Below are 11,389 nucleotides of genomic sequence, written 5' to 3'. Positions count from 1 at the left end.
TTCCCTTCGGTGTTCCAAACTCTATCAGTGTTTTTCCGGCCCCCTGACCACCGTCCTGCGAGCATGCAGAAGATGACCCCGGGATAGGATCTGACAAGTTGGGTGCTGCCAGGCCAAGCAAAGACGCTTGGTCGCGTCGCTCGGCCTCAAGCAGGAGTACGACTGTACATGCGGCCGTAGAGCAGGTGCAAATCGATTAGAGGTGTGGTCTAGACCACTAATCCCGACCTCTCAGGCGGAACCGGTACTACATATGACATACCCTGCTGCTCAGTGTGCCGTCCGGGACAGGCAGTGACGGCCCCATCACATATCCACCCCTGGGAGGCTTCCCATGACCAGCGTGACGTCCCCGCTCGCAGGACGCGCCATCGGACTGACCGAGGTGCCCGATCCGGTCTTCTCCGGGGCCATGGTCGGCCCCGGCACGGCCATCGACCCCGTACGTGAGCCTTCAGAGGCCGTCTCTCCCGTGGACGGAGTCATCGTCTCCCTCCACCCGCACGCCTTCGTCGTCGTGGACAGCGAGGGGCACGGTGTCCTGACCCACCTCGGTATCGACACCGTGCAGCTCAATGGCGAGGGTTTCGAACTGCTCGTCAACAAGGGCGACACCGTGACCCGGGGTCAGAGTGTCGTGCGCTGGAACCCGGCCGCCGTAGAGGCCGCCGGCAAGTCCCCGGTGTGCCCGATCGTGGCCCTCGAGGCCACCGCCGAGTCCCTCTCCGAGCTCCGCGAGGACGGCGACGTGAAGGCCGGCGACAGGCTCTTCTCCTGGCAGTGAGGTCAGTGCCGTCGTAATGACGGTGTGCAGGACAACCACCGCGGCGGCGGGACCCGCCGCACTATCGGAGACGGGTGAGATGGAGACAACGCTGCGAGGCGTCGGTGTGAGCCACGGTGTGGCGATCGGCGAGGTTCGGCACATGGGGACGGCGGTTCTGGAACCGCCTGCCAAGCAGATTCCGGTGGAGGACGCGGAGCGTGAACAGGGGCGCGCCCGCCAAGCCGTGGACGCTGTGGCGGCCGACCTGATGGCGCGCGGCAATCTGGCAGGGGGCGAAGCCCAGGCAGTGCTCGAGGCCCAGGCCCTGATGGCCCAGGACCCTGAGCTGATGACGGACGTGGAGCGCCGTATCTCGGTCGGCAGCACGGCCGAGCGGGCGGTGTACGACGCCTTCGCCGCCTACCGTGGCCTGCTGGCGAATGCCGGTGAGTATCTGGCCGGTCGGGTGGCCGACCTCGACGACGTGCGGAATCGTATCGTCGCCCGGTTGCTCGGGGTGCCGATGCCGGGTGTCCCGGACAGCGACGAGCCGTACGTGCTGATCGCTCGTGATCTTGCGCCGGCCGATACAGCGCTGTTGGACCCGGCCCTCGTGCTCGGTTTCGTCACCGAGGAGGGCGGGCCTACCAGTCACAGCGCGATCCTTGCGCGGGCGCTCGGTGTGCCCGCCGTGGTGGCGCTGCCCGGGGCCGGTGAGCTGGCTGAGGGGACGGTTGTCGCCGTCGACGGCAGCACCGGCGAGATCTTCGTGAACCCGAGTGATGAGAAGAAGGCGGAGCTTGAGGCCGCGGCTGCCGCGCGCAAGGCCGCTCTCTCCGCTTCTACAGGACCGGGTGCCACCTCCGACGGGCACAAGGTGCCGTTGCTCGCCAATGTCGGCGGGCCTGCGGACGTGCCGGCCGCGCTGGCGGCGGGGGCCGAGGGTGTGGGCCTCTTCCGTACCGAGTTCCTTTTCCTGGACGACAGCAAGAACGCGCCGTCCGAGGAGAAGCAGATCGAGGCCTACCGACAGGTGCTCGAGGCGTTCCCCGAGGGGCGTGTCGTCGTGCGGGTGCTGGACGCCGGCGCGGACAAGCCGCTGGACTTCCTGACGCCCGCCGACGAGCCGAACCCGGCCCTGGGTGTGCGCGGGCTGCGTGCGTTGCTCGACCACCCCGACGTGCTGCGGACTCAGCTGACCGCACTCGCGAAGGCCGCCGAGGGACTGCCGGTCTACCTCGAGGTCATGGCCCCGATGGTCGCGGACCGCGCGGACGCGAAGGCGTTCGCTGACGCGTGCCGGGAGGCGGGTCTGCGGGCGAAGTTCGGCGCGATGGTGGAGATTCCGTCGGCCGCGCTGCGGGCGCGGTCGATTCTGCAGGAGGTCGAGTTCCTGTCGCTGGGGACCAACGACCTCGCGCAGTACACGTTCGCCGCCGACCGTCAGGTGGGTGCGGTGTCCCGTCTGCAGGATCCGTGGCAGCCCGCGCTGCTCGACCTGGTGGCGATGTCCGCCGAGGGGGCGAAGGCCGAGGGCAAGAGCTGTGGTGTCTGTGGCGAGGCAGCGTCCGACCCGCTGCTGGCTTGTGTGCTGACCGGTCTTGGGGTCACCTCCCTTTCCATGGGTGCGGCTTCGATTCCTTATGTGCGGTCGACGCTGGCGAAGTACACGCTGGCTCAGTGCGAGCGGGCCGCGTTGGCGGCCCGGGCCGCCGACAGTGCCGAGGAGGCGCGTCAGGCGGCTCAGGCGGTGCTGTCCGGCGAGTAGTCGAGCAGGCAGTCGTCCGTCGGTTCTGGTTCAGGGGCGCCCCGCCACCGGGTGGGGCGCCCCTGGCGTGTTCAGTGGTGGTGTCCTCCCGGGGGCTGTTCCAGGTCGCCGAGGTCGGGCGGCACGCAGTAGTCGACGCCTGATTCCGGGGAGATGAGGTCGCCGGATTCGACGTCGGTGCAGTAGGCGTCGAAGACCTCGCCGGCGGTCAGGGGTTCCAGGCCGTTGCCGCGCAGGCGCCAGCCGTAGATGCAGTCGGTCGTGTCGGGGCTGGTGGTGCGCATGACGAGGCCGCCGGGGCTTCGGGTGGCGATGCCGAGGGCGAGGATGCTGGTGAATTCGAGGGCTTCGACATCGTCCAGGTGGGTGGCTCCGTCCTCGTCCTGGTCGGCGTGGAGGGCGCAGACGATGGTTTCGGGTGTTCCCGAGACGCTGCAGACCAGATGTCGGTTGCCGGGGCGGGCCGTGTCGAGGATGCGGACGAGGAGGCCGGAGGCCCGGGTGAAGGCCGCGCGGCCGATGTCCTCGCCGCAGGTGGCGCAGGTGCCGAGGCGGGCCAGGAGTGTGGTCACGTACTCCCAGGTCGCCTGGCGGACGGCCTCGTCGACGAGGGCCGGGAGGAGGTCGGCGAGGGGCTGGCCCTCGTAGGGCAGGGTGGGTCCGGTGGTGGCGAGTTCAGCGGTGAAGCGGGTGCGGCTCGACGGGTTGTCGGGGTCCAGGCCGCTGTCGGTGCAGAACTCGGCGTATTCCTGGGGGTCGAAGAGCGCCACGCTGGTGTGGCTGCCCTGGGAGGCTCGGCTCCTGAGGAGTGCCTCCACTTGTTGCAGATAGGCCGTGTGGTCGTCGAAGACGAAGCTGCGGTAGCGCCGCATGGCGCGGAAGTCCTGCTCGTCGGTCAACAGGCCGATGGTGCCTGCGATTTCGCGGCGCAGAACGCGTCGCATGGTCTGGTGGTCGGTGTGCGCCATGTTTCCCCCTGTGCGCGGTCGATCAATGCTCACTCACAGTAACCGGCGGCACTGACAACGGCGTCCGAGCGAGCGGCTCGCGGACCAAGCGGTGCTGAATCATGCAGGTCAGAGCGATGGCGGTGCCGAAGACGGTCCAGCCGAGGGGGCCGGTGGCGATGGCCGCGGTGACCGCGAGTGGGCCGATGCTGCGCTGGGTCGACTGGGCGAGTCCGTGGACGCCGAGGTAGGCGCCTTGCGCGGTGCCGGGTGCGAGGGCGACGGAGAGTTCCCAGGAGACGGTGGCGTGCAGCATTTCCGCCATGGTGAAGGCGGCCGCCGAGACAGTGAGGAGCACGGTCGCGGTGACGGCTCCGCCGGTGGCCGAGAGGGCCATGGTGGCCCCGCCCAGGGCGAAGGCCGCGGAGAGCGGTATCAGCAGGTTGCGGGCGGCTGTCGTCGTGGCGCCGAAGCGGGCCAAGGGGACTTGGAGGGCCACGACCATCACGTTGTTGAGGACCATCAACAGGGGTGCCAGGCCGTGCGGTGCCTCGCTGGCGTGGGCGATCCACAGTGGCAGGCCGACCTTGAAGACGGCGTCGTCGAGGAAGAGCACGGTCTCAGTCGCGACGTAGGCGAGGTAGGTGCGGTCGCGCCAGGGGTTCGGAGGCTTGTTCGCGGGTGGCGCGTCCTTCGACGTCGCGATGACGCGGCGCGGTGACGGGGGTTCGCCGCAGCGCACGGTGAGCGTCGCGACGGCGACGAAGGAGAGGGCGTCGCCCAGAAGGAGCCAGTGGTAGGCGGCGGTTGTGCCGAGGGCGAGTGCGGCCGCTGCGGCGAGACCGCCCAGCGCCCAGCCCGCGTTGGCGACGGTTCTGCTGATGGCCTGGTAGCGGATGCGGTCCGGTCCGGCGACGCGGGTGGCGTAGAGCTTGGTGAGCACGTTGGCGGCGCGGTCGCCGAAGCCGCCGGCGGCCGAGAACGCGATCAGGAGGACGTAGTTGTCCGTGGTGAGCAGGGCGAAGGAGGCGAGGGCGCGCAGGAGTTGGAGGGCGGTGAGGACGCGGGTGAGCGGGAAGCGGTCGGCGAGGCGACCGCCCAGGGGTGCCCCTGCGATGCCGATGGCTCCCGCGATCGCGGCGAGGGTGCCGACCTGCGCGACGGAGAGATGCGAGACGTAGGTGAAGTAAAGGACGGACACGGAGGCCCACAGGCCGCTGCCGGTGCGGTCGACGAGGGCGATCGCGAGCATTCTGCGACCGTCGCGTCCTCCGGGTATGCGTTTCGGCCTTACGGCTGTGCGACGGGTCGTGCTCACTGCTCCCCCTTGCATCGCATTATGTATTGGTACATAGTTGATAACGTGGCAATACAATATGGGATCAGCGGTACGACGGCCAAGGGGATTGCCGCGTCCGTCGAGAGGGCCGTGGCCGAGGGCGTGCTGGGGCCGGATGCCGCGCTGCCTCCGGTGCGGCGGCTCGCGGACGAGCTCGGGGTGAGTCCGGGCACGGTCGCCACCGCCTACAAGGAACTGCGGCAGCGGGGCATCGTCGTCACGCGCGGGCGGGGCGGCACCGTGGTGGCACAGGCGCCCGCAGTGGCGTCCCGACGGCCGCCCCGGGTCCCGGAGGGGCTGCGGGATCTGGCCGGCGGGCACCCCGACCCGCTCTTCCTGCCCGCGTTGGTACCGCCCTCGCGGCTGTCCCCGGGTGCGCGGTCGCACCGGTCGACGCCTCGGCTGGCGCGGTTGGAGGAGGCCGTACGGGACTGGATGGGACGCGACGGTGTGCCCGTGGAGCAGGTGACCTTCGCGCACGGTGCGCTGGATCTGATCGGGCGGCTGCTGTCGGTGGAGTTGCGGCCCGGGGACGCGGTGGCCATGGAGGATCCCGGGTATCACCATCTGCTGGACCTGGTCACGGCGTTGGGGCTGCGGAGTGTTCCGGTCGCAGTCGACGACGAGGGTTTGCGTCCCGATGCGCTGCGCGTGGCGCTGCGGGCGGGTGTGCGTGCCGTGGTGTGCAGTCCCCGGGCGCAGAATCCGTACGGCGGCAGCTTCTCGGCCGCGCGCCGCGACGCCCTGGTCGAGGTGCTCCGGGACGGGCCCGAGGTGCTCGTCGTAGAGAACGATCACGCGTCCGCCGTGGCGGGCGCCCCCCTGTGGTCGCTGGCTGCAAGTGGGTTGCCGCGCTGGGTGCATGTGCGGACGGTGAGCAAGTTCCTCGGCACCGACCTGCGGTGGGCCGCGGCTGCCTGCGACCGGACCACGCTGGCGCGGCACGACGGGCGGTTGCTGCTGACGTCCGGCTGGGTGAGTCATCTCCTCCAGGAGACCGTCCACGGGCTGATGACGGACGACGGCACGCGCGCGTTGGTCACGCGTGCTCAGGAGGCGTACGGACTGCGCCGGGAGACCCTCCGCGAGGAGTTGGGCTTCCGTGGGATCACGTCGCACGGGGCGAGCGGGTTGAATCTCTGGGTGCCGGTGCGGGACGAGTCCGCAGTGGTCAACGGGCTGCGGTCGTACGGCTGGTGGGTCGCCGCGGGCGCCCGGTTCCGGCTGGCGTCCGAGCCGGGGGTGCGGATCTCCGTCGCCGAACTCGAACCGGCCGACGCGGTACGGCTGGCCTCGGACTTCGCCGCTGTGCTCGGCGAGGGCGAGTCCGAGGCCACCTATGGAGGGTGATCGGCCTCTACGGGAGGGCGATCAGGCGCGTTTGCGGGCGAGCTCCTCGTAGAAGCTCAGCAGGCCGAGGTTGTCGATGGAGCCCGGGTTGACCGCCTTCTCCAACGGGGTGCCCTGGAGGAGGCGTTTGACGGGTACCTCGATGCGTTTTCCGGTGAGGGTGTGCGGGACGCCGGGGACCTCGATGACCTCGTCGGGGACGTGGCGTGGGGAGAGTTGTTCGCGGATCGTCTGCTTGATGCGGCCCAGGAGGGCGTCGTCGAGGACGGCCCCTGGGGCGAGGTGCACGAAAAGGGGCATCCAGTAGCCGCCGTCGGGCTGTTCGATGCCGATGACGAGGGACTCCTTGATCTCCGGGAGCCGTTCGACGGCCTCGTAGATGTCGGCCGAACCCATGCGCACGCCTTGGCGGTTGAGCGTGGAGTCGGAGCGGCCGTGGATGACGACGGAGCCCCGGGAGGTGACGGTGATCCAGTCGCCGTGGCGCCACACTCCGGGGTAGGTGTCGAAGTAGCTGTCGTGGTAGCGGGTGCCGTCGGGGTCGTTCCAGAAGTAGATCGGCATGGACGGCATGGGGTTGGTGACCACCAACTCGCCGACCTCGTCGACCAGGGGGTGGCCGTTCGGATCCCAGGACTGGAGGTCGGTGCCCAGGCCGGGAGCCTGGAGTTCGCCGATGTACACCGGGAGGGTCGGTACGGCTCCGGCGAAGCAGGAGCAGACGTCCGTGCCGCCGCTGACCGAGGCGATCCACAGGTCGTCGCGGACCTCGTCGTGCAGCCAGCGGAACCCGTCCGGGGGCAGGGGTGATCCGGTGGTGGCGACGCACCGCACATTGGAGAGGTCGAAGTCGCGGGACGGGTGCACGCCGGCCTTACGGCAGGCCATGACATACGCGGCCGAGGTCCCGTAGAGGGTCGCTCCGGTGCGTTCGGCGATGCGCCACTGGGCGGCCGTGTCGGGGTACCCGGGGCTGCCGTCGTAGAGGACGATCGTCGTGCCCGTCAGGAGGCCGGAGACGAGGAAGTTCCACATCATCCAGCCGGTGGACGTGTACCAGAAGAAGCGGTCCTCGGGACCGAGGTCGCAGTGCAGGCCGAGTTGTTTGAGGTGTTCTACGAGGATGCCGCCCTGGGACTGGACGATGGCCTTGGGGAGGCCTGTCGTGCCCGAGGAGTAGAGCACCCAGAGGGGATGCTCGAAGGGGACCTCTTCGAAGACGGGTTCCACGTCGGCCGAGGTGAGGGACGACCAGTCCAAGGCGCCTTCGGGGGCGTCGGTGCCCAGCAGGGGAATGTGGACCACCGCGCGGAGGGTGGGCAGTTCGCGGCGGAGTTCGGCGACCGTGTCGCGGCGGTCGTGCTCCTTGCCTCCGTAGCGGTAGCCGTCGACGGTGAACAGGACGACCGGTTCGACCTGTTGGAAGCGGTCGAGGACGCTGCGGGCGCCGAAGTCGGGGGCGCAGGACGTCCAGACGCCGCCCACGGCCGCTGTCGCGAGCAGGGCGACGACGGCCTGCGGGATGTTCGGGAGGTAGCCGCTGACGCGGTCTCCGGGGCGTACGCCGAGGGTGCGCAGTTCGGCGGCCAGGGAGCCGACCTGGCGACGGAGCTCCGCCCAGGTGACCGGGGTCGGCTCGTGGGTCTCGTCGACGTACAGGAGGGCCGGTTCGTGGGCGCGGGTCGCGCTCGCGCGCAGGGCGTGCTCGGCGTAGTTGAGGGTCGCTCCGGGGAACCAGTGCGCGCCGGGCATCGAGCGGTCGCCGAGCACGCGCGCGTAAGGGGTCGAGAAGCGGACGTCGAACCACTCGGTGACGGCCTGCCAGAACGTGTCCAGTTCGTCGACGGACCAGCGGTGCAGTGCCGTGTAGCCGCCGTCGGCGGGGGCTCCGTGGTGTTCGGCCGCCCAGGACTGGAACCTGGTGACCTGTGCCTGGGCGATGCGTTCCGGATCTGGCTGCCAGAGCGGCAGGGGGTTCGCGGTCGACATGGGGCGGCTCCCGGGACTGTGCGCGTCGTGTGCGTCGGTCGCGCACGTGCGGGGGTGTGCGCGTGACGCGGCTGACACGGACGATGCCATGTGATCGACTTCTGCACCAGGGCACGTTCCACATGGTCCGTGCCATGAAGATGTGGTCCCACCACGGGTGAACGGAAGTTGAACGACGCGGTTATCCGGGGCTCGTAATGGCAGGGTGAGCAGCATGGATGGTCGTGACCTGGTGCGTTCGGTGAAGGTGGTCGGTTCAACGGGGGCGGCGCAGGGGTTGCGTACCGTACGGGCGGCGTGGCGGAGGAAGCGTGCGGACGCCACCGGGCTGCCCGCGCGGGGGGCCGAGCGGGCGCGGGTGCCCGGGCCGGTGCGGGACGCGGAGCCCGGGCCCGGTGGCGGAGTCATCCGGTTCAGCCGTTCCGAGTTGCGCATCACCGTCGCCGTGAACGGGGCGGTCTTCTGGGGCTGGGACGGGGCCGCTCCGGAGCCCTCGTACGCCCTTGCCGGGCGGTGCCCCGAGCCGGACCCCCGGGCCGTCCTGGAGCCGGACAAGGACGGCGGGTGGCGGGTCGTGGCGGAGCGGGTGACGGTCGCCGTGTCGCGGCACGGTGCGGTCGAGGTGCGTACGCCCGGTGGTGTGACGCTGCGCCGGGATCTGCCGCCGCGCTGGTGGGAGCCGGTGGGCGGGGGCACGGCACGCTGGATGCAGCGGTCGGAGGTGGCCGCGGACGCGCGGTTCTTCGGGCTCGGCGGGCGCGCTTCGGGCCCCCGGCTGCGCGACGGGACGTACCGGCTGTGGAACACCGACCCCGGGCGTGCCTTCGCACCCGGTGACGATCCGCTGTACATCACGATGCCGGTGCAGCTGGTGGTGGCCGACGCGGCCACGCATCTGGTGTTCCACGACACCTCCTGGGACGGCACGGTGACGCTGCGGGAGGGCGAGGAGGGTGCCGGTTCCGGGCACGACCGGGCGGGGGCGTCCGAGCTGCGGATGGACGGCGGTCCGCTGCGCTGCTGGGTGATCGTGGGCACTCCCGCGCGCGTGCTGCACGCCTGGGTCTCGCTCACCGGTGCTCCCGCGCTGCCGCCGGCGTGGGCGCTGGGGCACCATCACGCGCGGTGGGGCTTCGGCAGTGAGCAGGAGGTCCGGCGGATCGTCGCCGGCTACCAGGAGCGCGGTCTGCCGCTGGACGCCGTCCACCTGGACATCGACCACTACGACGAGCACCAGGTGTTCACCGTCGACCACGAGCACTTCCCGAAACTGCCGGTGCTCGCCGAGGAGTTGCGGCGGGACGGCATCAGACTGGTGTCGATCGTCGACCCCGCCGTGAAGGCCGAGCCCGGGAACGCCGTCTACGACAGCGGCACGGCCGAGGACGCCTTCGTGCGGGACGCCTCGGGACGGCTGGTGCGGGGTGTCGTATGGCCCGGGGAGGCGGTTTTCCCGGACTTCACGCACGCGCGTGTGCGGGAGTGGTGGGGCGGGCTCTACCAGGAGCGGCTCGCCCAGGGGTTCGCGGGTTTCTGGCACGACATGAACGAGCCCACGTCGTTCGCCGCCTTCGGGGATTCGACGCTGCCGCTTTCGGCCCGGCACGACCTGGAGGGGCGGGGCGGTGACCATCGTGAGGCGCACAACGTGTACGCGCTGTGCATGGCCAGGGCGGCCTACGAGGCCTTGCGCGAACTGGCCCCCCAGGAGCGGCCGTTCCTCTTCTCGCGCTCCGGGTGGGCCGGGATGCAGGCCTACGGGGGTACCTGGTCCGGCGATGTGGCCACCGGCTGGCCGGGGCTGCGGGCCTCGCTGTCGCTGGTGATGGGGCTGGGGCTGTGCGGGGTGCCGTACTCGGGGCCGGACGTCGGCGGCTTCGACGGGAGTCCGTCGCCCGAGCTGTATCTGCGCTGGTTCCAACTGGGCGCGTATCTGCCGCTGTTCCGTACGCACGCGAGTCTACGCGCGGGGCGTCGCGAACCCTGGGAGTTCGGTGCCGACGTACTGGAGCACGCACGCGTGGCGCTCGTCGAGAGACAGCGGCTGCTGCCGTACTTCATGACGCTGGCGCATCTGGCGCGACGGACCGGGGCACCGTATGTGCGGCCCCTCTGGTGGGGCGCTACGGAGGATCGTGCACTACGGGACTGCGAGGATGCCTTCCTGCTGGGTGACTGTCTCCTGGTGGCGCCGGTGCTCTATCCGGGGTCGGACCGGCGTGCGGTGCAGCTGCCCAGAGGGCGTTGGTACGACACGGAGACGGAGCGGGCGTACGAGGGGCCGGCCCAGGTTCTCGTCGATGCCCCGTTGGCGCGGATTCCGGTGTTCGCGCGTGCGGGTGCCGTCCTGCCGGTGCGCGGTGCGGACGGCGGTCTCGAGCTGGAGGTGTGGGCGCCCGCCCGTGGGCGGACCGGGGGCGGGCTGGTGGTGCCGGACGCGGGCGACGGCTGGGACGAACCGGAGATCGAGCGGTACGTCGCCCGCTGGGAGGGCCGGCGGGTGGTCGTGGAGCGGGAGTCGGAGGACGGCGTGAGCGCGCCGTCCTGCCCGGTGCGGGTGCGGGGGCTGGGCGAGGGCTGACCTCAGATGTACCGGCCTTCGAACCAGGCCCTGACGGCCACGGAGTGGAGCGGGAAGGCGAGCTCCTCCGGCCTGCGCAGGAGGTGCCAGCCCTCCGTCTCGTCGGTGGCGGCGGACTTGGGCAGGGTTTCGACCGGGCGTTCGGGGAGGACTCCGAAGAGCAGGAGATGGCCGTCGGGCGAGCTGATGGCGTCGACGAGTCGTACGTCGCGGCTCGCGGCCTCGATGCCGGTCTCCTCCCTGAGTTCGCGGACGAGGGCCTGCCGCCAGTCCTCGCGGTGGTCGACGTAGCCGCCCGGCAGGGCGACGCCTCCGCGCGCGGGGGCCACGGTTCGGGTGATGACGACCAGGGCGGTGCCCTTCGTGTCGTACACCGGCTGGAGTGCGACGGCGACGGGCAGCGGGTTGCGGTAGGCGACCGTGCCACAGGCCGGGCAGGTGCGGGGCCAGCCGGAGACGCCCTCTCCGTAGGGCGATCCACAGCTCGAACAGTGGGAGTCCGGCGCGGAGTTGGGGACGGAGCCTTGAGTTTCGGACACCCGGCGGACTGTATCCGATCAAGCGGAGGGAGTCTTTCCGGGGCCCGTGCGCGAAACGGGAGACGGCCGGAACCACCCCCGTGGGCCCCGGCCGTCCCTCCCGGTATCAC

8 protein-coding genes are annotated in these 11,389 nt (G+C 70.6%); 4 read left to right on the top strand and 4 right to left on the bottom strand.

From position 1 onward, the window contains the following. Positions 1-334 precede the first annotated feature (334 nt). Together SSP08S_RS05155 and ptsP are read left to right on the top strand one after the other, a co-directional pair. Positions 335-784, top strand: a complete 450-nt coding sequence (locus SSP08S_RS05155) for a PTS sugar transporter subunit IIA (RefSeq protein WP_019066503.1) — start codon at positions 335-337, stop codon at positions 782-784. A gap of 79 nt (positions 785-863) precedes the next feature. Then, on the top strand, positions 864-2,534 hold the full coding sequence (gene ptsP / locus SSP08S_RS05150) for a phosphoenolpyruvate--protein phosphotransferase (protein WP_019066502.1): 1,671 nt from the start codon (positions 864-866) through the stop codon (positions 2,532-2,534). Positions 2,535-2,605: 71 nt separating this feature from the next. Here the strand turns inward: ptsP and SSP08S_RS05145 are convergent, their stop codons facing one another. Both SSP08S_RS05145 and SSP08S_RS05140 read right to left on the bottom strand, forming a co-directional pair. Further along, a complete protein-coding gene (locus SSP08S_RS05145; protein ID WP_019066501.1) occupies positions 2,606-3,502 on the bottom strand; it encodes a DUF8829 domain-containing protein in 897 nt (298 codons plus the stop codon). A 22-nt stretch (positions 3,503-3,524) separates the two neighbouring features. Then, positions 3,525-4,733, bottom strand: a complete 1,209-nt coding sequence (locus SSP08S_RS05140; RefSeq protein WP_019066500.1) for an MFS transporter — start codon at positions 4,731-4,733, stop codon at positions 3,525-3,527. Between the two features lie 111 nt (positions 4,734-4,844). Here SSP08S_RS05140 and SSP08S_RS05135 point away from each other — a divergent pair, with 111 nt between their 5' ends. Then, complete coding sequence (locus SSP08S_RS05135; RefSeq protein WP_043259266.1) at positions 4,845-6,170, top strand: aminotransferase class I/II-fold pyridoxal phosphate-dependent enzyme; 1,326 nt, start codon at positions 4,845-4,847, stop codon at positions 6,168-6,170. A gap of 21 nt (positions 6,171-6,191) precedes the next feature. Here the strand turns inward: SSP08S_RS05135 and SSP08S_RS05130 are convergent, their stop codons facing one another. After that, the gene (locus tag SSP08S_RS05130) at positions 6,192-8,159 is read right to left on the bottom strand and encodes an acetoacetate--CoA ligase (RefSeq protein ID WP_019066498.1); all 1,968 of its coding nucleotides are present in this window, start codon (positions 8,157-8,159) and stop codon (positions 6,192-6,194) included. Between the two features lie 214 nt (positions 8,160-8,373). Here SSP08S_RS05130 and SSP08S_RS05125 point away from each other — a divergent pair, with 214 nt between their 5' ends. Then, entirely contained in the window at positions 8,374-10,740 is a 2,367-nt protein-coding gene (locus tag SSP08S_RS05125) for a glycoside hydrolase family 31 protein (RefSeq protein WP_026178185.1), read from the top strand. Positions 10,741-10,742: 2 nt separating this feature from the next. Here SSP08S_RS05125 and SSP08S_RS05120 read toward each other — a convergent pair whose 3' ends face one another. Continuing rightward, on the bottom strand, positions 10,743-11,279 hold the full coding sequence (locus SSP08S_RS05120) for an NUDIX domain-containing protein (protein ID WP_019066496.1): 537 nt from the start codon (positions 11,277-11,279) through the stop codon (positions 10,743-10,745). Positions 11,280-11,389: the final 110 nt, after the last annotated feature.

This window comes from Streptomyces hokutonensis (assembly GCF_000376565.1).
Taxonomy (GTDB): domain Bacteria; phylum Actinomycetota; class Actinomycetes; order Streptomycetales; family Streptomycetaceae; genus Streptomyces; species Streptomyces hokutonensis.
Note: the sequence above shows the minus strand (reverse complement) of the source record. Positions and strands in the feature narration are given on the sequence as shown.

Excerpts from the sequence above, each read along its gene's own strand:
- SSP08S_RS05140 (WP_019066500.1), bottom strand. The coding sequence starts at position 4,733 with ATGCTCGCGATCGCCCTCGTCGACCGCACCGGCAGCGGCCTGTGGGCC.
- ptsP (WP_019066502.1), top strand. The coding sequence starts at position 864 with ATGGAGACAACGCTGCGAGGCGTCGGTGTGAGCCACGGTGTGGCGATC.
- SSP08S_RS05125 (WP_026178185.1), top strand. The coding sequence starts at position 8,374 with ATGGATGGTCGTGACCTGGTGCGTTCGGTGAAGGTGGTCGGTTCAACG.
- SSP08S_RS05155 (WP_019066503.1), top strand. The coding sequence starts at position 335 with ATGACCAGCGTGACGTCCCCGCTCGCAGGACGCGCCATCGGACTGACC.
- SSP08S_RS05130 (WP_019066498.1), bottom strand. The coding sequence starts at position 8,159 with ATGTCGACCGCGAACCCCCTGCCGCTCTGGCAGCCAGATCCGGAACGC.
- SSP08S_RS05145 (WP_019066501.1), bottom strand. The coding sequence starts at position 3,502 with ATGGCGCACACCGACCACCAGACCATGCGACGCGTTCTGCGCCGCGAA.